Genomic DNA, 21,612 nt, shown 5'->3' on the forward strand with positions numbered 1-21,612 from the left:
TTAACGGGCCTGAGGTTGCTGGTTCACCGATCTGGGCGTCGGCGGTGTCGATGCAGACACAGAAGATCAGCTACAAACGCCACCGATTTCCGCCACAGATCATCGCGCATGTTGTCTGGCTCTACGTCCGGTTCAACTTGAGCCTGCGCGAGGTCGAGGAGCTGATGCTGGAACGTGGCGTGGACATTTCGTATGAGACGATCCGGCGCTGGAGCGTCAAGTTCGGCCCCCTGATCGCCCACGTTCTACGGCGACGGCAGCCGCGCCCCGGCGATGTCTGGCATCTGGACGAAGTCGTTGTGAAGATCGCGGGCCGGTCATACTGGCTCTGGCGCGCGGTCGACCAACACGGCGTTGTTCTTGAGGAAATTCTCCAATCGAGGCGAGACAAGCGCGCCGCAAAGCGGCTTTTGGTCAAGCTGATGAAGCGTTGGGGCTTCGTGCCGAAAAGGATCATTACGGACAAACTGCGCTCCTATGGTGCCGCAAAGCGCGAGGTCGCGCCTGGCCTTGATCATTGGTCACACAAGGGACTCAATAACCGCGCAGAAAACAGCCATTTGCCTTTCCGAAAACGAGAGCGGGTGATGCAGGGTTTCCGATCACCGGGTGGATTGCAACGGTTTGTCTCTATGCAGTCCGCAACTCGTAATTCCTTCTCCGTACCAGCCCGCCGTCGTTCCGCTCTTACTATCCGCTACCATCGGCTCGAAGCGTTCGAGGTTTGGAAGGCAGCGGCCAATGTTGCCTGATCTGCGACCGGCTTGCCAACTTGCCAACTCGGCGAGTTAACGTGACAACACCTGCGCGCATTATATTTTACCCAACAAAGTCGAATCTAACCTCAAATAATCTCTTCATCTTCGGGTCCGAATGTTTCGCCCAATTTGAAAGACCGCTATCGCGACCATGCTTATGCAAATGCATGTTACCTTCGATTAGGCATATGTGCTACGTTTCATGCTATACTCAGTGCGACGCTCTTTGCTCGGTGGGGATATTGGGCATCACCGGCGCCGGATGAACGTATCGCTGCGTGGGGATATGCATCCAGCGCGTCACTGTCAGTGCAGACCGCCGCGAATGGCAATATTTCCGTTCTTGTCGCAAATGACGGAAACGGCCCAAGCCGGCCTTCAGAATAGGTTGCGAGGCTGCAGTGCGGCCCGTCAAAGTAGACATTCTTCGCGACGCCAAAATTCGGCGACGGATGAATTTACGCGACGCGGACAACACTGATACGAAACGGAGAATTCGTGGCGCATTTGGCTGTGTGATGCAATTTTTTCGCGGATGTTTGTGTAGGCTGCAAGATTGCGACTACCCCCATGACTTCTTGATTCTATCTGAATTTTCCCATTTCCTTATAGAAATGTTATCGTCGGGAAAAGCCGGAGGTTTTAATGACCCAGTCGACAATCAAAAAGCCGTCGCGTAACCCGTCACCCGCTGCCTTCATGTAGGCAGAAGGCTCTAACCAAATTCGAGTATGCTTTGGGTGATCTAATCAATGTCCAGTTGCCTTTTTCCTCCGTCGATAACGCAAAGCTCATTGGCGTTGATCCATATCAACCCGATGCGTCGTCTTGCATGTTAATAGATCAGACGGGCATCTAGGCTGCTCTGCGTCAGGCGCTTCGTCCTGATGGCTGGATCGGCCGTGCCGCAATCATAAAGGGGAAGGCTACTGTTGAGAAATTTGCAATTTGAAAGGTGTATATCTCTCGATAACTCCACTTCCAGTACGCCGATGACAGCGGTGCTCAAGTTTGCAAACAGCTCTGCCAAAGTAGTCGAGTGCCGCTGAATGTTTCATGACCACCTAAAGACGACTTTTCTCGCAATAGCAGCGTTTGGGCTGATCTGCGGCGGCGTATTTTGGTTGGTGGGCTTTGCGGATTTGGCCGCATGGGTCTGGACGGCCGGGGTCTTGCCGATCCTCGCGGCGCTGATCTTCGACATTGCCCGCAGCCTTGCAAAGGGCGAAGTTGGGCTTGATATCGTCGCGGCCCTGTCGATGTCAGCGGCGTTGATCTTTGGCGAGACGCTCGCTGCCGCAGTCGTGGCGCTGATGTATGCGGGCGGTACCTTTCTGGAAAGCTTCGCTGAGGGCCGTGCGCGGCGCGAAATGCAAAGCCTGCTGTCGCGGGTCGCCCGCACTGCCACGCTATACCGCGACAACCAGTTGCAAGCGGTGCCTCTGGAGGAGATCATGCCAGATGACCTGTTGCTGATCCGGCAGGGCGAGGTGGCGCCTGTCGACGGGACAATTGAGAGCGCGCAGGCAATGCTGGACCAATCTGCCCTGACCGGCGAGGCGATGCCCGTGCGGCTGGTGCGCGGCATGATGGTGATGAGTGGTGCCACTAATGCAGGTGCTGCATTCGATCTGAGGGCGACGCGCCCTGCCGTTGACAGCACCTATGCAGGGATTGTACGCTTGGTTGAAGCCGCACAAAAATCCAAAGCGCCGATGGCACGTTTGGCCGACAAGTACTCCATGCTGTTTCTGGCTGTGACGCTCGCCTTGGCAACCGCCGCTTGGTGGTTTACCGGCGATCCAATCCGCGCTGTGGCGGTGCTGGTTGTGGCCACGCCATGCCCGCTAATTTTGGCCGTTCCGGTGGCGCTTGTGGCGGGGCTATCGCGCGCGGCGCGATTTGGCGTGCTGATCAAAGGGGCAAAGCCGCTGGAGGCGATGGCTCGGATCACTACGCTGATCGTGGATAAAACCGGCACACTGACCGTCGGACACCCGCAACTGGTCTCAATCACATCGACTGGCGCATTGAGCGACGCCGAAGTGCTGACTTTCGCTGCCGCGCTTGATCAGGCGTCCCAGCATCCCGTGGCCCAAGCTGTTGTTGCTGCGGCGCAGGCGCGTGAGGTCCGATTGCCGGTGCCTACTAATGTCGTTGAATCTCCGGGGGAGGGCCTTTCAGGCATGGTTAACGGACGGCGTGTTGTGGTCGGTGGCACCACGTTTGTCGCGGCGCAGATCGGAATGGCGGCTTCGGACGAAATTCCGCAGGCAGCAGGCGCCGTCTTGGTCGCCGTTGCGGTGGATGGACAACCCGCCGGACAGCTGGTGATGGCCGATACGCTGCGGGCGGGCACGGCTAAATTACTCGACGGGCTAAGGCGCAACGGGGTGGCGCGTATCGTGTTGGCAACGGGAGACCGCAGCGCAGTGGCTGAGGCGGTGACGCAAAGGCTGGCTCTTGACGCGGTGCATGCCGATATGTTGCCGGATGACAAGTTGCGCCTTGTCCTGTCGGAGCGTGAAAACGGCCCGGTGATGATGGTTGGTGACGGGGTAAATGACGCCCCCGCGCTGGCTGCAGCAGATGTCGGTGTCGCGATGGGCGTACGCGGTGCCGCGGCATCAGCTGAAGCGGCAGACGTGGTTTTGCTGGTCGACCGTCTCGACCGACTGCTGACTGGCATCGTGGTGGCACGCGGGGCGCGGCGGATCGCCGTACAAAGCGTCGTCGCCGGTATCGGGCTGTCTTTCGCAGGCATGGTGGCCGCCGCTTTCGGATATCTGACCCCCGTACAGGGCGCATTGCTGCAAGAGGTGATCGACGTTGCGGTGATCCTGAATGCGCTGCGGGCGCTGAGGATCGAGCCGGATAGAGCGGCTGGGGTGTCGGAGCGCGATGCCACCGTACAAGCGACCGCGACGCAAGGTTTGCCTTTATGAGCGCGGCACAGCAGAGCGGCGCATCTGCACTGTTTACGCGCGCGCAAACGCGGCTCCTGGTGGCGGGGAATCTGCACATCAATGCGGTGGCAAAGCTGGATCGCGCCGCGCTCTTGGAGATTGTGCTTGGAATCACGGAGATCGATATTTCCGGTCTGACGCGGATCGAAACGGCTGGGGCATGGCTCCTCGTGGACCTGCAACAACAGGCGTCAGCCGATGGAATTAGCGTAGTGCTGACAGGGGCTAGCGAGGCGCAGGCGCAACTCATCGACGTCGTACGCCGCAGTTTGGCTCCGACCGGCGCAGCCTCACCTAGAGCTCTAACACTGGTCGACCAGATCGAGATTTTTGGCCGGATGGTGGTGCGCGGGTTGCGCAAAGCGGCAGAGTTGATTTCGTTTCTGGGGCAAGTGGTGGCGACCATGGCGGGGATCGTAATCCGCCCGCGCCGGTTACGCCTGACCTCGCTTGTGCACCACTGTCAGGAGGTCGGTCTCAACGCTGTACCCATTGTGGCGCTAATGGCCTTTTTAATCGGTGTTGTGCTGGCCTTTCAGGGCGCCGCGCAGCTACGCCAATTCGGGGCTGAGGTTTTTGTCGTCGATTTGATCGCGATTTCGGTCCTGCGTGAGCTTGGCATCCTGTTGACCGCAATCATCGTGGCGGGGCGGTCGGGGTCGGCCTTCACAGCGGCCATCGGCTCGATGAAAATGCGCGAAGAGATCGACGCGATGCGCACCATCGGGCTGGACCCTGTAACGATCCTTGTGGTGCCACGCGTGCTGGCTTTGATGATCATGCTGCCCGCGCTGGGATTTATCGCCGACATCTCGGGGCTGGTCGGCGGCGCGGTGATGTCATGGATTGAACTAGGGGTTTCTCCCTCAGTGTTCCAGTCGCGCTTGGTCAGCAACACTGATGTCTGGCATTTCGGAGTCGGGATGATCAAGGCGCCATTCTTCGCTTTGATCATCGGCATCATTGGCTGTTTTGAGGGGCTGAAAGTCGGCGGGGATGCGGAATCGCTGGGGCGGCTGACGTCGACCTCGGTCGTGCTGTCGATCTTCATGGTCATCGTAGTGGACGCTATGTTCTCGATTTTCTTTGCAATTGTGGGGGTGTGATGGCTGATCCGTTAGATGATCCGATCATCCGCGTGCAGGGGCTGGTGACCCGTTTTGGTACTCATACAGTCCATGACGGGTTGGATCTGGATGTGCGGCGCGGCGAGATTATTGGTGTTGTCGGCGGGTCGGGTACCGGCAAGTCGGTGCTGCTGCGCGCCATTGTCGGCCTGCTCAAGCCCGTGGCAGGGCGCATTGAGGTGTTTGGCGAAAGCGTGCGCGACACGCCGGAGGAAGAGTACCGGCGCCTGCGCCGCCGCTGGGGCGTGATGTTTCAGGACGGAGCCCTGTTTTCGTCGCTGACGGTGCAGCAAAACGTAGAGGCACCGATGCGCGAACAATTACAGCTGGACCAAAACCTGCGTGAAACCCTTGCAGGGATCAAAGTGCGGATGGTCGGCCTGCCGGAGAATGCGCTGGCCAACTATCCGTCGGAGTTGTCGGGCGGGATGCGCAAGCGGGCAGGATTTGCCCGCGCCATCGCGCTGGACCCCGAGATTGTGTTTCTGGATGAGCCGACGGCCGGCCTCGACCCGATAGGCGCAGCGGCCTTTGATATTCTGATCCGCCAGCTGCAGGCCGCACTCGGGCTTACGGTTTTTTTGGTGACCCATGATCTCGATAGTCTCTATGCGATCTGTGATCGCGTGGCGGTGCTGGCCGATAAACGTGTTCTGGCGGTTGGAACTGTGCAAGATATGCTCAAGGTCGATCACCCTTGGGTGCGTGAATATTTCCATGGCCCCCGTGCGCGAGCCGCCATGGACACTGCCGAGGGGGCTACCTAATGGAAACTCGCGCCAATTACATTCTGATCGGGGCGTTTACCCTGCTTGCTATCCTTGGCACGTTGGGGTTTTTCATCTGGCTGGCCAGTGTCCAGATCGACAGGCAATACGCCACCTACGGCATCCTGTTTGACAATGTCTCCGGCCTTGACCCCTCGGGGGCCGTTTTGTTTAACGGCATTTCCGTGGGTAAAGTGTCAGGGCTGCGGATCTACGACGAAGACCCATCAAAAGTGTTTACCACGATTCAGATTGACGCCGCGACGCCTGTGCGCAGCGACACTGTCGCGCAGTTGCAATCCCAAGGCGTAACCGGTGTGGCCTACATTGCGTTGTCAGGCGGCACGCCCGGTTCGGGCAGGCTCACGTCAGATGATGGCAGCCTGGCGATGATCGCCTCGGAACGGTCCACCGTGCAGACGTTGGTCGAGGATGCGCCGGATCTGTTGGTACAGGCGACAGATCTGTTGAAGCAGTTTCAAGCGCTGACGGGGCCTGAAAATCAAGCCTATGTCACCCGCATCTTGCGCAATTTGGATGCCTCCTCATCGCGGCTGGACCAGGCATTGACCGATTTCTCGCAGATCAGCAGAACCGTTGGTGATGCGACGGACCAGATATCCTTGTTCACGGGCAAGCTGGACAGCATCGGCGCTGCGGTTGCAATAACGCTGGAGAATGCCAACACGGCCTTGGCCTCGGCGCAGCGCACCTTTGAATCTGCCGACGCCGCGCTGATGGCATCCGGCCCAGCAATTGACAGCGTTGAAAAGACGTTCACCGAAGCCCAGACCATCCTGCGCGACACCCTCCCGCAAATGCTCAATCAGATCGCGGCGGTCGTGGCGCGATCTGACAGTGCCATCGCCGACTTGCAACACCGCTCCGGCGCGACGCTTGACGGCTTTGGCGAGACTGCAGGGCTGCTCAACGCGCGCCTTGTCGAACTCGACCAAACTTTGAAAGGTGCCAACACCGCCTTTGCTGCCGTCAGCGAAGCATCCGACAGCTTTGATGCACTGGTGGATGGCGACGGCACGCTGCTGGTCAGCGAAGCGCGCGCTGTGCTGGCGGACGCCAAATCAGCGATAGCCAAGATCGAAGCCTTGGTGATCGACGATCTGCCTTCGGTCATGGAGGATATCCGCGACGCTGTGGCAACAGCTTCCGGCGCGGTCGACCAGATCGCAGGCGATGTGACCGGAGTAACAGGGCGGTTAAACCCGATGGCAGATCGCGCCGAAGAGGCGCTGGCCTCGGCCAACACACTGTTGCAGCGCGCGCGGGTCAGCCTTGCCACGCTGGACACCGCAATGATCCGCGCGCAGGGCACGCTCGGCTCTGCCGAAACGGCGTTCGATGCTGCCACTGATGTTTTGCAAACGGACATCAGCCCTGTATTGGCAGATATGCGATCCGCGTCGGAGCGGATCAGCGTGGCGGTAGAAAGCGTGATCCGCGACATTCCCGCCATCTCGGCTGAGTTGCGCGCCTTGATTGCCCGCGCCGATGTGGTCGTGAAACAGGTTCAGGGGGCGGTTGCGGCCAGTGCGCCAGGCATCGGGACCTTTGCCAAGACCGGACTGCCGGAGCTTGCGCGGCTCAGCGCCGAGGCGCGCAATCTGGTGACCACCCTCAACAGCCTTGTCCGGCGGATCGAGCGCGACCCTGCACGCTTCCTGCTTGATGACCGTGTTCCAGAATATAGGAAATGATGCCATGCCTTCACTGACCCTCACACGCCGGATCGTTCTAATTGGGGCTGCTTCTGCCCTCGGGGGTTGTAGCGCGGTTTCGGCCTTGAATTCGGCGGCTCAGCCGCTTGATACCTATGACCTCGCCCCCGCAGCGGGCGCCAGCACTGGGCGGCGCACTTCGCACACGCTATTGGTGACACGGCCCGAAGCTTCGGCTGCCATTGCGACAGACCGCATCATGGTCAAACCCGATCCGGTTTCGATCACCTATTTGCCGGACGCGCGCTGGGGCGACGAGGCTCCGCTGGTTTTGCAGTCCCTCTTGATACGCAGCATCTCGGGGACCGGACGGATTGGCTATGTTGGGCGCAGCGAGGGCGGGCCGATACCCAACACAGCGCTTCTGGTGCGGATTGATGCTTTTCAGGTGAATGTCATGCCGGACGGCACGATGAACGCCGCTGTCGATATTGCGCTAACCGTGCTGGATGACCGCGACCAACGGGTAATCAGCACGCGCAACTTTGCACAAGCGGCGCACACGGCGAATGATAGCCCTACAGCGATCGTATCCGCGTTTCAGGCGGTGCTGGATCAGCTCTTACCTGCGATGGCGGATTGGGTTTTGCAGAACGCGTGAGGTAATTGCGGTGTATGCGGGTCATGATTGTAACGGTGCCTTAAACGGGAAAGTTCTCTTCTTCCGGCACATTTCCGTCCTGCCGCGCGTCGCCATCAAGCCAAGCCTCTGCAGCCTCAGCATCGGAAAGTGCAAAACTTTTGATCTTCAGGGACGGGATCACCGCGCCCTCCAACTCCGACGCCATTCGGATCCACGCCGTGTCCGAGAGCACGGCACATCTGTCGAACTTTTTAATCAGCGGTAGCAGTTGCGGCATGCGCTGCAATTCAATCGCCATTGCGCCCAAGGTCGGCATCGCAAAATCACTGATCCGGTAGAAGAGCTTGCCGTGGGCGATGTCTTTGCTCACTTCGACAATCGCGTCGAGCGCTGCGGCCATTTCATCTGCATCCAGAGCACCGGATAAGCTGATGTCGACGCGGTCGGCTGATGGTTTCGATACGTTCAGCATTTTCTCTATCCTTCTGTTTGATGCTGAAAATCATGCGCAGTTTAACGGCTGCGGTTATTGATGCAGGTCAACACCTTCGCAGGTGTTCCCGGGCAATATTAGGCCGCCCGGTTTGATAAAGATCAACGCCGGTCCTAATATCCGTGGTAGCTTGAGTTCACACTGGATGATTGGACAATCGGCAGATGGAATTTAAAGATTACTATAAGACGTTGGGTCTAGCCCGAGAGGCGAGCGCGGACGACATCAAGAAAGCGTTCCGCAAAGCGGCGCGCAAATATCACCCTGATATTAACACAGATGCGGGGACTGAGGCAAAATTTAAGGAAGTGAACGAGGCCTATGAGGTTCTAAAAGACCCCGAGCGCCGCGCGGCCTATGATCAGCTGGGTAAAGAGCCTCCTCAAGCACAGGGCGGTTTTCGGCCCCCGCCGGACTGGGACAGTAATTATTCCTTCTCGGACGGCGGCCCGCAAGGCGGGGCGGATTTCAGCGATTTCTTCGAGACGCTGTTTCGCCGCGAAGCGGGGCAATCGGCGCGAGTGCGGCCCCAGCAGGGCGCTGATAGCCACGGGCGTATCGAGATCTCGATTGAGGAGGCCTATCTCGGCGGTGAACGCACACTGAGCCTACGAACGCCCGTTGTCGGCCCCAATGGCACAGTATCCCAGCAGGACCGAAAAATCTCCGTGAAGGTGCCAAAAGGCATCGCGCAGGGCCAGCATATCAGGCTTGCAGGTCAAGGCGGGCAGGGCAGCGGTGGTGCGGGTGATCTATTTCTCGAGGTCGTCTTTGCGCCACATCCCGTTTATCGGCCGGACGGCAAAGACCTTTATCTGGATTTGCCGATCGCGCCATGGGAGGCCGCTCTCGGCGCTCATGTGGTCATGCCCATACCGGGCGGCAAGGTCGATCTACGTATCCCTGAAAATGCGCGGTCCGGCCAGAAAATGCGCCTCAAGGGAAAGGGGCTGCCCGGTGCACCAGCGGGCGATATCTATGCCACTCTGAAGATCGTCAATCCAAAGGTCACAACCGAACAGGCGCGTGCTTTCTTTGAACAGATGGCTGAGAAAATGCCGTTTGATCCGCGCGCGCATCTTGGAGGGAACGGGAGATGAAACAGACCAGACTGCACAGCGATATCGTTGATGCCCTGTCTTTGCAGGACCTGTGCCGCTTTTGTCAGGCCGAGGAGACTTGGGTAATAGAGCTGGTGGATTACGGCGTGTTGGAGCCCGTGGGCAGCACTCGCGGCAACTGGCGCTTTGTCGGCGCCAGCATTGCGCGGGCTAAAAAGGCCCAAAGGCTCAAGCGGGATCTTGGCATCAACACAGCAGGCGTCGCGCTCGTGCTGGAGCTGCTGGAAGAGCGCGATCATATCCTGCGCCGACTAGCGCAACATGAGGCGCTTTAAGCGCGGTGTCCGAACTTGCCAGTATCGGGAAGGGGTGTCCGCGCACGACCTCTGCCGGACCAATTCCTGAACTGGTCCGGCAACTCAGATGAAAAACCTTCTCGCGCCCGGAGCAGTGGCTCTGGCAACCCTAACTGCCGGCGCTGTCTTTGCAGAGCCTGGTGTGCCACCGCTGATCTATGGCGTCCAAGTCGAGCAGCTTGAATATCGTTTAGGCGAAAATGACGAAGATGTTCTGGTTTGGGATTTCGACGCCATGGTCGGCAACGACGAACTGCGGCTGGTATTCAGAAGCGAAGCGGAGATGGAGACATCGTCAAACGACTTCGAAACGCTCGAAAACCAGCTGCGTCTGCAAATGCCGATTTCAACATTCTTTGATGCTGTGGTCGGTGCGCATGCCAGCACCCCGACCGAGGGCCCGAACCGGTACAATCTGGTGGTCGGTGTCAAAGGGCTCGCCCCGCAGTGGTTCGAAATTGACGCGGATCTCTATCTCTCCGAGTACCCGTTCGGCCGGTTTGAGGCTGAATACGAGGCTCTGCTAACCAATCGGTTGATCCTGACGCCAAGCCTCGAAGTCAACATGCCGTTTAAGGACGACATCGAAGCGGGCCAAGCGGCTGGTGGTGCGACGATCGAAATCGGCGCACGGCTAAGTTATGACCTCGTAGGTCGCGCCATTTCGCCTTACGTCGGGGTGAATTACGAGAAGTCTTTTGGCGGCACGGCTGACCTGATCGAGGCTGGCGGGGGGCAAAGTGACAACCTGTCCCTCGTGGTCGGTACGCGTCTGTTTTTCTAACGCTTGATGAGTAAGGCACCGTCCCGCAGGTAATTGTTTGCGGGACGGGGTCAATTTCTAAACAGGCTTGAATTCTGTCATGCGCTAAGATGAAAACAGCGCGGCCTGACGACCCCATCCCGATGATGTCGGGGTGGGATTCGTATGGCCCCATAGAAATGGGCGGCATGTCTCGGTCTTGAACCCACGTTCTACGGCGACGGCAGCAGCGCCCCAGCGCCCTCCGCGCCGAAACATCTGTTGATTATAGGAGATAGCGCCAAGTTTCACAGAAACGTGAAGAGAATGATCCGGAACCAAGTCCGGCATTGGATCGTTGTTCCCTTAATTGAAACGTAGAGTTTGGAGACGACAAATGAAAACGACACTCAGCGTACTCGCAATGGCTGGCCTGATGGGTGCAATCTCTGCGCCCGCGTTTGCCGCAGCTCACATGAGCACCTCTATGACTTGTTCCGAATACAAAGGACTGGGCGCGGATGACCAGATGAAAGTGATGATGATGGCCATGGGCGAACTTCACTCTAACGAGGGGAACATGCCAAGCGAGGGAGAGCCAAAAGCGACCGAAGACTCTATTGGCCACTCAACAGGTGACGAAGCGACAGACAGCACTACCGCTGAGGGTTCCGTTTCAGACGGCGAGCCGAAAGCCGTGGAAGCGACAGGCGGTAACGAGCCGGCTTCCAACTTGCATGACGCACCGATGGACGAAGTCGCAATGGAACAGTTCATGACTATCTGCGATCAGAATTTGGACGCGACTGTGTCCGAAGCTGCCTTCGGTATGGGCAGCACAAGAAAATAAGCGACAGCGCCACATGTTAAGAGTTTGGGCACCTTTTGGTGCCCTTTTCTCTTTATGGGTCAGGGTTTTGTCAGGTTATTGACGCAAGCTCGTTGCGCCCGTAGGTGATGATCAGCCAACCATCCTCCTCCGTCCTAACGGCTTTCGTTTCCCTCGTTGTTGTTGTCACGTTATTTGGCCTGAGGTTGCTGGTTCATTGATCTGAGCGTAGGCGGTGCCGATGCAGGCACAAAACATAGATAACGTGGTCCGACCGTGAAAACTGGCGTGCAAAAATGAGTAAAGAGCAGCCAGCAAGATGGTTCTGTGCTCGACGGTGGCTGATCTAGTTCCATTTATTGCCAATCAGACTCTTAGAATGAAATGATTGCGGAGAGTGTCCGATCTTCTGTGTAATTGCGATCTGGTCCATGCTTCCTGAGAGGAGCAAGGACGATGACCATATCCAAGGAACTGCTGGACGAACTACTGAAGGGCTGCGAGCGGCCTGAAGATCTGCTTGGCGATGCCGGGCTAATGAAAGAGCTCAAGATCAAGCTGATGGAGCGAATGCTCGGTGCTGAGTTGACGTCACATTTGGGCTATGAAGACGGCAAGGATGCCCCGCCTGATCAGACCAACCGTCGCAACGGGTCATCCGCCAAGAGATTGAAGGGGCAAGACGGCGAACTGCCTATCGCTGTGCCACGGGACCGGGACGGTAGCTTCGAACCTGAACTGGTGAAGAAGGGTCAGACCCGCATTGATGGGATGGATGACAAGATCATTGGCCTCTACGCAGCCGGTCTGACGGTCCGCGATATCCGTGCTCATCTTGAGGACGTCTACGGCCTGCAAGTTTCGCCAGACTTGATCAGCCGCGTGACCGATGCGGTGCTGGATGAGGTTCGGGAATGGCAGTCCCGGGCGCTGGACCGGATGTATCCCATCGTCATTTTTGACGCTCTACGGGTCAAAATCCGTGACGCCGATAGCCGCATGGTCAAGAACAAAGCCGTCTACGTGGCCCTTGGCGTCAGCAAGGATGGCGTGCGTGCGCGAGGTTCTCGGTCTTTGGATCGCTGACAACGAGGGCGCCAAATTTTGGCTCTCCGTGATGACAGAGCTTAAGAACCGTGGGCTGCAAGACATCCTGATTGCTGTCGTAGACGGCCTCAAGGGTTTCCCTGACGCCATCACTGCAGCCTTTCCGGACACGGCCGTGCAAACGTGCATTGTCCATCTCGTGCGCCACTCGTTGAACTTCTGTGCCTGGAAAGATCGCAAGGAAGTGGCCGCTGATCTACGGCGGATTTACAGCGCCCCTACAGCCGATCAAGCTGGCTTGGAGTTGGATGCCTTCGAGGAAAAATGGGCCGGAAAATATGCCTCCATCGCACCGGCCTGGCGCAGGGCTTGGCAGGAAGTGATCCCGTTCTTTGCTTTTGATCCCGCCATCCGAAAGATCATCTACACCACCAACGCAATTGAAAGCTTGAACCGTGTAATCCGCAAATCGATTAAGACGCGGGGATCGTTCCCGACCGAAGACGCAGCCACGAAGCTGATCTACTTGGCGATCCGCAAGTTTGAGAAAGGCGGCCGAAATGTTCGAGAATGGTTTGCGGCCCGCAATCATTTCGCCATAATGTTTGAGGATCGCTTCAATGCGTGACTGTATCTAAAACCCGCATGGGCCAGACCAGATACACAAAGTTCATGACACTCCCTGATTGCGGCCAGACCGACGTTGGTCGAGATCACGCTACCAACGTCAAAGCGTGCCATGCCAAAGCTTACCTCGACGGCCTCGGTTAGGGCGCGGTCCACGCCAAACGCGATCATGCTGTCGTTGTCGCCTGGTGCATCAACAAGGGTGGTTGTGGCCGAAAGCGTCCAATCGTCCAATGCATATGCAGCGCCCAGCGTGGCGTACGTGACGTTAGTGTCCGTGCCACCCGCACCGTTGAAATGCGCCACTTCCCCGATCACGTCGAAACTATCACCGAAGTCATGGGACGCGCCCACAACGATGCCCTGCTCGTCAGATTCGTCACCCTCACCCCCCGACAAATGCCGCGCTCCAATCCACGCGGTCGTTTTCCCGATCTCCTGCGTGTACTGGACCGCGACATTGTTATGCTTCCCGGTGTTGCCCACACCACCTGTCGCCACTGAATTACGTCCCCGCTTGTTGCCGATGCTATCGCTAAGAAACGTGTCATCTGCATAGAACACCGAAAAAGACAAGAGGCCACCAGTGTTGCCCAGAGGTGTATCCACTGCCACACCCATCATCTCGCTCAGCTCGTAATCCTCCGCCAATGACGTGCCGTAGAAACCCGGCGCTTGATCCCATGCAGCAGCGAAAACAGGGCTGATCTTACCCGCAGACACCACCGTTTCCCCAAAGGCAAAACGCACGCCAATTTCGTTGATGTAGAGGTCCAGATCGTGAAATGTGCGGTCCTCTTCGGCGTCAGTCACTGATTCCAGCGTCAGGCCGACAAAGGCAGTAATGCGGTCCGTCAAGTCCGCCTCAAACGCCGCGCCGAGTAACAGGTATATATCTGTCAGTTCAGCGGTTGGATCACCGGCATCAACAGTGCTGTCTACGCCAATTTCGAGGCTGCCTTCCCAAGCGAAGCTTTTCTCTTGCGCGATTGCCGCAGAGCCGCCAGCGATTGTGAAGCCGTATAGCCCAGTAGTAAGTATCGTCTTTTTCATCTGGTGTTGTCCTGAATGTACGGAATAAGTTTCTCTGGTCGTCATGCTGGCGCGTTAGGTTGCCAAGACTGGCGCGAAGCCATCGAGCTCGGTTTGACCGAGGCGAAGCGTTGTTCAATAAGTGAATTCACCGCTCGCAAGATCAGCGCCTTGCCGCGCTGTGTCTCTGTAGCTGTCTTGCCCACGCGCGCAGAAAGCTTGAGAGGACGGTTGTGTGAATGCGGAGGTAGAGTCATAGGAAAGGTTCGTTGTATCTGTCTGGTGTCAGTGCAGTGGCGGGCGCGCAGGTGCGGAGCATGTCGAGGCTGCGTTGGAGTTCAGGGCGTGCCAGGTCGCGGGCAATGACGACGATGCGCGAGCGGCTATCGCCATCCGACCAGGCGGTCATCGGCACGGGAGGATCGAACACATGCTGGACACCGTGAAAGACGAACGGCGTTCCAAGGCCTTCGATATGAACGATGCCCTTGACCCTCAGAATGTCCGGGCCCCTGAGTGCGATCAGCGTATCAAGCCAAAGATCGAACGTGGCGGCCGGGATCGGATCGTCAAGCACGATCGACACGGAAGCGATACGTGCGTCGTGGGGCGACAGGGAAGCGGCGGGCGCACGTGCGCCCGGAACAAGGCCGCTAAGGTTCGCCAATGGGTCCTGAGTAACCACGGGCGCCTGGGGGGTTAGCCAGGCCAACGCCTGGTCTGGAATCGGTTCTCGCCGCATTCCACTCAGGGCCCAGAGTGCGCCCGGCGGAATTGTGCCGTGATCCGCGCGCAGAATTGGGGCGGTCGGGTTGAGCGCGGACAGGCGCGCTTCAAAGACGGCTGCCTCGATTGATGTCACGAGGTCCGTCTTGCTCAAGACGATCAGGTCGGCCATCGCCACCTGCGACACCGCCTCGAACTGCGCATCAAGGGTGGCCGGACCGACGGCGGCGTCGGCGACAGTTACCACGCCATCCATTCGGACCGTCTGCGCCAGCGTCGGGTCAACGACCAAGGTTTGCAGGATTGGTCCAGGCTCGGCAAGCCCCGTAGTTTCGATCACCACACGGTCGAACGTTAACTCACCCGCGCGTCGCCGGTCGATCAGCCCTGCAATCGTGCGCGCCAGATCTCCGCGTATCGAACAGCACAGGCAGCCTGACTGCATCAGGACCACCTCTTCGCGGACGGCCTCGATCAGATCGTGATCGAGGCCTGCATCGCCAAACTCGTTCACGATCACAGCAACCTTGCTGTCGGACTCGTCGCGCAAAACGGCATTCAGGAGCGTGGTTTTTCCCGCGCCAAGAAATCCGGTCAGCAGTGTTACAGGCAGGCGGAAATTGGGTCGCAATTCGTGAGCTCTCCGTATGATCAAAATGTTCAGGTCTAATTTAATTGCGATGTTATATCATATTGTCGTATTGCGCGAAAAGTGCTCACACCATCCAAAATGAGGCCGAAGCGGGCCAAGGCTGCCAGCGCAATACGCGCCAGCAGCCCTCATCGGTTCAGCTCCGTTCAGAGGCACTCCGCAAGCGCGGTTGCCAGATTGCGCATCAGTTGAGGATAAAGCGCGGGTCCCGGTTCAAGCGCGGACCCGAGAGGGTCGAGCACACCGGTTCCCGCCTCGGTGCCTTCAAGGACGGTGGCCACCAGACCCTGATTGAACTGTGGTTCTGCCAGCACGCAATCTATGCCCTCATCGGCGATCCGCGACTGAATTTCGGCGATCCGCGCCGGGCTTGGCGCAGATGCGTCACTGAGAGAAATCGCACCTGCTGCCGGAAAGTCAAAACCAACCTCAAAATACTGATAGGCATCGTGGAAGACGATGAACCGCTTGCCCCGCACCGGGAGGAGAATCTCGTTGATCTCGTCTGTCAAAGCCTCAATTTCAGATTGACCGGCCGTTGCATTTGCAAAGTATGCTCCCGCATTTTCAGGATCGGCCACGGACAGCTGACCTGCGATCACATTGAGCCAGGTTACTGCGTTCTGTGGTGCCAGCCAGGCGTGTGTGTCATGTGCGCCATCCTCATGTGCGTGATCGTCCTCACTCCCCGCTACGTCCTGGATGTCTCCCCCATGGTCCGTCTCAGGTGTAGCATGGTTCTCGTTATCATCATGCGCTTCGAAGATCGCACCTTCACGGAAGGCCAGCTCCATGGTCCCGTCTGCTTCCAGAAGTTCGGTCACGGCTGCATCCGTGGCTAGCGTCTGGATGGCATCTTTCATCCATGGGGTCAGATCTGGGCTCACCCAGAACACAAGATCGGCATGCTGTAAGGCTTTCGCCTCGGAGGGACGCAGGCTGTATTCATGCGCGCTGGCACCGGTTTGTACGATCAGGTCCGGCGTTCCGACACCTTGCATGACACGTGCAACCAGCGAATGCACAGGCGCAATGTCGACGGCGACGCGCGGCACCTCGGCCAGAGCTGTGCCGCCCATGAACATGGCCGCCACTGAGAGTGAGAGCTTTCTGGACATTATTTTCTCCATGTGATCTTATAACATCACTGACGCGATACATGATATGGAATAACATGACAAGTGACTCAGAAAACCCGACCGAATGTGACCGTGTCCCGCTTGGCTTCTCGCGGCACAATCACGGGACTTGTGTGACCGATGGGATGGCTGCTGCCGAAGCGCGCTGTGCCGAAGGCAATATCAGGTTCACTCCGGTCCGCCGCAAGGTGCTTGAGATCCTCTTGCAGGGACATCGAGCGCTTGGGGCCTACGCGATCCTTGATCGCCTGCGCGACGCCGGCTTTGGGTCGCAACCGCCGGTTGCCTATCGCGCACTTGAGTTTCTCGTGGCAAACGGGCTTGCGCATAAAGTCGAGCGGCTGAATGCTTTCATCGCCTGCTCCCAACCGGACGAAGCGCACGCACCCGCTTTCATGATCTGCCGCCTCTGCGATACCGTGGCTGAGACGCAATCAACACCCGCAAGGGTAGCCCTTAGTTCTGCCGCCCGTGCAACCGGCTTTCGGATCGAGCGCACGGTCGTGGAGGCCGAAGGCGTATGTCCGGACTGCGCCGGGATGGCTGACGCATGAGCCTTGTGACTGTCGAAGACCTGAGCGTCGTGTATGGTGGTCAGACGGTGCTGTCAGGCGTCTCAATGCAGGTCGAACCGGGCGAGATCGTCACCATTGTCGGCCCGAACGGCTCTGGTAAGACCAGTTTGCTGCGGGCGATCATTGGGGCGGTCACACCTGCTAAGGGGCGCGTCACCCGTGCCGTAGGTGTCCGCATTGGCTATGTGCCTCAACGGCTCCACGTCGATCCGACTTTGCCGATCACGGTCGCGCGGTTTCTGCGTCTTCCGGGTGGTATCGCTCCCGACGCAATTGCCGAAGCCCTCGCCGCTGCCGGTGTTCCTGACCTATCGTCTCGCCAGATGTCGCAGCTTTCAGGTGGACAGTTCCAGCGCGTGCTGCTGGCCCGCGCGCTGATCGGAAAGCCGGACATCCTTCTGCTGGACGAAGCTACGCAAGGCCTCGATCAGCCAGGGTCTGCCGCATTCTACCGCCAGATCGAGGAGGTGCGACGGCGCACCGGCTGCGCTGTCCTGATGATCAGCCACGAATTGCATGTGGTGATGAGCGCCTCTGACAGGGTCATTTGCCTTAACGGCCATGTCTGCTGCGAGGGCACACCCGCAGTCGTCGCCTCGGCGCCGGAATATCGCGCCCTCTTCGGCACCGGCACGGGGGGTGCATTCGCGCTTTACCAGCACGACCACGACCATGCGCATGATCATACCCACGACGACACCGGAGCCACGGAATGATGTTGGACGATTTCATGATGCGCGCCACGCTGGCCGGTGTCGGCGTGGCGCTTGCAGCTGCTCCCTTGGGCTGCTTCGTGGTGTGGCGGCGGATGGCCTATTTCGGCGATGCCACGGCCCACGCCGCCGTTCTGGGCATAGCCTTGTCGCTGGCGCTGTCGATATCTGTCTTCGCGGGAGCCATGGTCGTGGCACTTTTGATGGCCGTGACGGTCAACACGTTGACAGGTCGCGGCTATGCGATGGACACGCTGTTGGGCGTTCTTGCGCACTCCGCGCTCGCTTTCGGACTCGTCGCGGTGTCATTCCTCTCGGGTATTCGGATCGACCTGATGGCCTATCTGTTTGGCGACATTCTTGCCGTCTCGCGCTTTGATCTGGCGGTGATCTGGGGCGGTGCGGCATTGGTCATTACGTTGATTGGCTGGCGTTGGTCCGCGCTGCTGACTGCGACCCTGAACGCTGATCTGGCCTATGCGAGCGGGATAAATCCAAAGCGCGAACAACTCGTCCTGACCCTGTCACTGGCCATTGTCGTTGCCGTTGCGATCAAGGTTGTTGGCGTCCTGCTAATCGCCGCGATGCTGATCATTCCCGCCGCCGCCGCCCGCCCGCTAAGCCGGACCCCGGAAGGCATGGCGTTTGTTGCGGCCGCCATTGGCGGCCTGTCCTCTGTTCTTGGGCTGAGAGCGGCTTACCTTTTGGATACGCCAGCCGGCCCATCCATCGTATGTGTCGCGGCGCTGATCTTTGCAGCCAGCAGCGTTACGGGTGCTTTTCGCACGCTTTGATAAAGGCAAAATTCACGATGACCTAAATCACCTGCAATCAGTTAAACCGTACAGCGCGATCACTGCAACGTTCTGGCCTTACGGTAGGTTCTCTTCGCATCATATTAAATGTGACCGGCGGTGTGACGTCACGCGTGTTCACCATGATCAAGTCATTGGCAATTAGTGCCATTGAAAGCGGCGAAGAAAGGATCACAGATGAAGCCGTGCATGCGTGGCAGCCGGTTTGGGCAAAACATGCCTGGAATGTACGCCGACAGTCGGCCGCTGAACTTCAGTGAATATCAAACCTCTCCCATGCCGCCCTCCGCCGCTTGAAGATGAGTTACTTTCCAGTTGGATCACGAGATTAGCACAAGCTAATCACTGTTCCGTCGAGGAGCTTTGTGGTTATCTCGGCTTTGAGCAGGGTAGGGTGCCAGAAGCGGTGGTTGAACTCGGCCAGGTGAACTTGGACCACATGAGCTTTTTGCTTCAGCAAAAAGCCGACGAGATCGCGGCCATGACACTTCCGGATGGTGTTCGCTTTTACATCCGTTACGTGGCACAGGGCAACTTCTAGCATTGTCTCGGATGCCCGGCGCAGACCCCCGGTGTTATATTGCGACACTGGCGTTTTGTTTGGTCAACGGCCTGCGAAGCGTGTGGACGAGAATTGGTGCCGCTGCACTCTGCGGACGCCGAAATCGTTTCTGAAAAAATAAGACGTCGTGCAAATCGTGGGGCTGAAGTTCTGAAATCAGCCTTTTCTGATGCCGATTTACGGCTTGATCGACGACTTGGTAGGGCTTTCTATTTGTTGTGCGCTCGGGATTTGGCACAATCCACATCACTGACCTCGGGCGACAAGGTCGTCCGGTTCGCGATGCTGGCAGCGATTGGCATGTGTCTGTCGCGCACATTGTTGAAAGCAGCCCCGAGCCTTCGAAGGAATGCCACCCCAGCACGTCATTTGAGCCGCGTGTCCCCGCAGCATCGGGAGGTCATTGCAAAGATAGTAGCGCAGTCAGAAGAATTGGATGAGAACCTACCGGTGCGCTTCAATGGCGAGGCACCCTCACAACACGGTGCCGGAGCAATACTAGTCAAAGAGGTCTCATCACATGCCCTCGCAGCCGCTAGGCAGGCGATCAAAGAACTTGGTCCTGCCGCTAATCGATTCCAACTTCTCACCCGAGCGGACGCAATCTGGACGGGCAAAAAGGAGCTGAGCAGGCTCAATGAAAATCGATAGCGAGCCTGTGGATATCTTCAAATTAGGGATACAAAAACGTCCTAATCACTGCTCAATCCGTAGAATCTGATTGATTAGGGTGCAATCACAAACAGGATCGTCGCAGCTTACTGGTATTGCAGGTCGCTCATTCAATTTCTGGCAAAAATAGTCAGAAAATCACAACCCCCCCCCCTTTCCTTATTGAAACTGTAAGATTAAACACTCCCCCTGATCATGGACAAACCGTTGCGCGGCAAACTCGTTTTAACCAGCGGAACCAAGCGCTACGCAACTGTCACACTGCATCGATATCTAACGGGCAAATTGCCTAAACTAAGCTGTTAAATTTCAAGGAAACGAAATGCCAACCAAGTCGCTCGCCCCCTCTTTAGCCGCAGTGTTTGCCCTGAGTGCACTGCCTGCTGCTGCCGAATTAAGTTACTCCAATGCCACAGGAGGTACAGTCAAACTCTACGGTCAGCTGAGTCCGGGCTATCTCTCATTCAATGACGGCGTCGCCAGCTATGGCAATCTGGTAGACAACGAGGTGTCAAACAGCCGCGCCGGCATAACTGTAGCTCAGGAATTCGGGGCATCCGTGTTGACGTTTGATTTTCTGACGGCTTTGGGGTTTGCCCAGTCGTCAAATTTTAGTCAGCTTGGCGATCCTGATAATCTCGATTGGCGCCGAACCTCAGTACGCAAACTTGAAGTCAGTCTTGAGACTGAAAAAGCCGGTACTTTCTCCTTCGGTCAGGGCAGCATGGCATCCGATGGCGTGGCGCAAACTGATCTGTCTGGCACCACGGCCGCGATGTACAACGGCCTTGATACTGTTGCGGGAAACTACCAGTTTCGCACTTCATCTGGTGCGCTTTCCGGTATCGAAATCGACGATACGTTCGGGAGTCTCGATTCCACGCGCCGCGGTCGAATTCGGTACGACAGCCCGAGCTTGAACCACTTCACAATTTCAGCGGCCTACGGCAAAGACATCCTTTCGACCGACAACGACGACATCTTTGCTGACATCGCACTGCGCTATAAAAACGAGATCGGGGACGTAAAGGTTGCAGGATCGATAGGGTTTGCACGCAGAACACGCAACGGGGCCGATCGTGACGATACATTCGGTTCCATCAGCGCCCTGCATACATCCGGCGTCAACCTTACTCTTGCTGCCGGAAGCCGCAAAGATGATGGAAACTATGGCTTCGCAAAACTTGGGTATATCGCAGATTGGCTTCCAGTCGGGTCAACGTCTATTGCTGTTGATTATTACGACGGCAGTGACTTCGTGATGGAAAATTCAGAATCGAGGAGCGTTGGGTTCGGGGTCGTCCAAAGGATCGAAGACGCGAATATGGATGCCTACTTGGTGGTGCGCAAATACAGTTATAGTGATTCATCAGATAGCTATCTCGACGCATCATCAGTCCTGTTTGGCAGCCGATGGAAGTTCTGAGAAAAGTGGTGTTGGTTAATAAACCGAAACTGAAAATGCGACCTTAGCCCAGTAACTGACATCCACGACGTGCCCCGCCAAAAAACATATCCATATTGGCGGGGCATTTGAGCTAACCGTTCGTTTCGCAGCCTCGTAACCGAACCCAGCGCAACCGTTGACAACGGCAAATATTATTTGAGTTTTAATCAAAACTGGCACAGCGTAT

The 21,612-nt window shown here is 57.5% G+C and carries 20 protein-coding genes and 1 pseudogene; 17 read left to right on the forward strand and 4 right to left on the reverse strand.

The window, feature by feature from the left end; genetic code table 11:
- The first annotated feature begins 50 nt into the window (after positions 1–50).
- The 6 genes from ACVBAU_RS09545 (at position 51) to ACVBAU_RS09570 (ending at position 7,955) form a co-directional block, all read left to right on the forward strand.
- Positions 51–752: an IS6 family transposase gene (locus tag ACVBAU_RS09545; RefSeq protein WP_448325955.1), complete on the forward strand. Its 702-nt coding sequence runs from the start codon at positions 51–53 to the stop codon at positions 750–752.
- 1,055 nt (positions 753–1,807) lie between these two features.
- Entirely contained in the window at positions 1,808–3,703 is a 1,896-nt protein-coding gene (locus tag ACVBAU_RS09550) for a heavy metal translocating P-type ATPase (RefSeq protein WP_448325994.1), read from the forward strand.
- On the forward strand, positions 3,700–4,830 hold the full coding sequence (locus ACVBAU_RS09555; RefSeq protein WP_448325996.1) for an MlaE family lipid ABC transporter permease subunit: 1,131 nt from the start codon (positions 3,700–3,702) through the stop codon (positions 4,828–4,830). The genes ACVBAU_RS09550 and ACVBAU_RS09555 overlap by 4 nt, the downstream gene beginning before the upstream one ends.
- On the forward strand, positions 4,830–5,618 hold the full coding sequence (locus ACVBAU_RS09560; protein ID WP_448325998.1) for an ABC transporter ATP-binding protein: 789 nt from the start codon (positions 4,830–4,832) through the stop codon (positions 5,616–5,618). The genes ACVBAU_RS09555 and ACVBAU_RS09560 overlap by 1 nt, the downstream gene beginning before the upstream one ends.
- Positions 5,618–7,333, forward strand: a complete 1,716-nt coding sequence (locus ACVBAU_RS09565) for an MlaD family protein (RefSeq protein ID WP_448326000.1) — start codon at positions 5,618–5,620, stop codon at positions 7,331–7,333. The genes ACVBAU_RS09560 and ACVBAU_RS09565 overlap by 1 nt, the downstream gene beginning before the upstream one ends.
- Positions 7,334–7,337: 4 nt before the next feature.
- On the forward strand, positions 7,338–7,955 hold the full coding sequence (locus ACVBAU_RS09570; protein WP_448326003.1) for an ABC-type transport auxiliary lipoprotein family protein: 618 nt from the start codon (positions 7,338–7,340) through the stop codon (positions 7,953–7,955).
- Between the two features lie 40 nt (positions 7,956–7,995).
- On the opposite strand, the gene ACVBAU_RS09575 is transcribed toward ACVBAU_RS09570, so the two are convergent.
- The gene (locus tag ACVBAU_RS09575; RefSeq protein ID WP_448326005.1) at positions 7,996–8,409 is read right to left on the reverse strand and encodes an STAS/SEC14 domain-containing protein; all 414 of its coding nucleotides are present in this window, start codon (positions 8,407–8,409) and stop codon (positions 7,996–7,998) included.
- A gap of 185 nt (positions 8,410–8,594) precedes the next feature.
- On the opposite strand from ACVBAU_RS09575, the gene ACVBAU_RS09580 reads away from it, so the two are divergent.
- The 5 genes and pseudogenes from ACVBAU_RS09580 to ACVBAU_RS09600 all read left to right on the forward strand — a co-directional run bounded on the left by ACVBAU_RS09580 (position 8,595) and on the right by ACVBAU_RS09600 (position 13,093).
- Positions 8,595–9,530 carry a DnaJ C-terminal domain-containing protein gene (locus ACVBAU_RS09580; RefSeq protein ID WP_448326007.1) on the forward strand — a complete coding sequence of 312 codons (936 nt, stop codon included), beginning with the start codon at positions 8,595–8,597 and terminating at the stop codon, positions 9,528–9,530.
- Positions 9,527–9,826, forward strand: a complete 300-nt coding sequence (locus ACVBAU_RS09585; protein WP_448326009.1) for a chaperone modulator CbpM — start codon at positions 9,527–9,529, stop codon at positions 9,824–9,826. The genes ACVBAU_RS09580 and ACVBAU_RS09585 overlap by 4 nt, the downstream gene beginning before the upstream one ends.
- A gap of 88 nt (positions 9,827–9,914) precedes the next feature.
- Entirely contained in the window at positions 9,915–10,631 is a 717-nt protein-coding gene (locus ACVBAU_RS09590) for a copper resistance protein B (protein WP_448326011.1), read from the forward strand.
- A 355-nt stretch (positions 10,632–10,986) separates the two neighbouring features.
- The gene (locus ACVBAU_RS09595) at positions 10,987–11,439 is read left to right on the forward strand and encodes a hypothetical protein (RefSeq protein ID WP_448325953.1); all 453 of its coding nucleotides are present in this window, start codon (positions 10,987–10,989) and stop codon (positions 11,437–11,439) included.
- A 435-nt stretch (positions 11,440–11,874) separates the two neighbouring features.
- Positions 11,875–13,093 (forward strand): annotated as a pseudogene (locus tag ACVBAU_RS09600) (IS256 family transposase).
- Here the strand turns inward: ACVBAU_RS09600 and ACVBAU_RS09605 are convergent.
- The 3 genes from ACVBAU_RS09605 to ACVBAU_RS09615 form a co-directional block, all read right to left on the reverse strand.
- On the reverse strand, positions 13,054–14,145 hold the full coding sequence (locus tag ACVBAU_RS09605; protein ID WP_448326013.1) for a porin: 1,092 nt from the start codon (positions 14,143–14,145) through the stop codon (positions 13,054–13,056). The pseudogene ACVBAU_RS09600 and the gene ACVBAU_RS09605 sit on opposite strands and share 40 nt — an antisense overlap.
- Positions 14,146–14,377: 232 nt before the next feature.
- The gene (locus ACVBAU_RS09610; protein ID WP_448326015.1) at positions 14,378–15,481 is read right to left on the reverse strand and encodes a CobW family GTP-binding protein; all 1,104 of its coding nucleotides are present in this window, start codon (positions 15,479–15,481) and stop codon (positions 14,378–14,380) included.
- A 167-nt stretch (positions 15,482–15,648) separates the two neighbouring features.
- Positions 15,649–16,620 (reverse strand): zinc ABC transporter substrate-binding protein, encoded by a 972-nt coding sequence (locus tag ACVBAU_RS09615; protein ID WP_448326017.1) that lies wholly within the window; start codon positions 16,618–16,620, stop codon positions 15,649–15,651.
- A 56-nt stretch (positions 16,621–16,676) separates the two neighbouring features.
- Here ACVBAU_RS09615 and ACVBAU_RS09620 point away from each other — a divergent pair, with 56 nt between their 5' ends.
- The 6 genes from ACVBAU_RS09620 to ACVBAU_RS09645 all read left to right on the forward strand — a co-directional run bounded on the left by ACVBAU_RS09620 (position 16,677) and on the right by ACVBAU_RS09645 (position 21,404).
- Positions 16,677–17,195 (forward strand): Fur family transcriptional regulator, encoded by a 519-nt coding sequence (locus ACVBAU_RS09620; RefSeq protein ID WP_448326019.1) that lies wholly within the window; start codon positions 16,677–16,679, stop codon positions 17,193–17,195.
- On the forward strand, positions 17,192–17,932 hold the full coding sequence (locus ACVBAU_RS09625) for a metal ABC transporter ATP-binding protein (RefSeq protein ID WP_448326021.1): 741 nt from the start codon (positions 17,192–17,194) through the stop codon (positions 17,930–17,932). Before ACVBAU_RS09620 ends, ACVBAU_RS09625 begins: the two co-directional genes overlap by 4 nt.
- On the forward strand, positions 17,932–18,723 hold the full coding sequence (locus ACVBAU_RS09630) for a metal ABC transporter permease (protein ID WP_448328961.1): 792 nt from the start codon (positions 17,932–17,934) through the stop codon (positions 18,721–18,723). The genes ACVBAU_RS09625 and ACVBAU_RS09630 overlap by 1 nt, the downstream gene beginning before the upstream one ends.
- 277 nt (positions 18,724–19,000) lie before the next feature.
- On the forward strand, positions 19,001–19,285 hold the full coding sequence (locus ACVBAU_RS09635; protein WP_448326022.1) for a TniQ family protein: 285 nt from the start codon (positions 19,001–19,003) through the stop codon (positions 19,283–19,285).
- A gap of 93 nt (positions 19,286–19,378) precedes the next feature.
- Positions 19,379–19,957 (forward strand): hypothetical protein, encoded by a 579-nt coding sequence (locus tag ACVBAU_RS09640; RefSeq protein ID WP_448326024.1) that lies wholly within the window; start codon positions 19,379–19,381, stop codon positions 19,955–19,957.
- A gap of 343 nt (positions 19,958–20,300) precedes the next feature.
- Entirely contained in the window at positions 20,301–21,404 is a 1,104-nt protein-coding gene (locus ACVBAU_RS09645; protein WP_448326026.1) for a porin, read from the forward strand.
- Positions 21,405–21,612 lie beyond the last annotated feature (208 nt).

It is taken from the genome of Sulfitobacter sp. M13 (genome assembly GCF_053474885.1).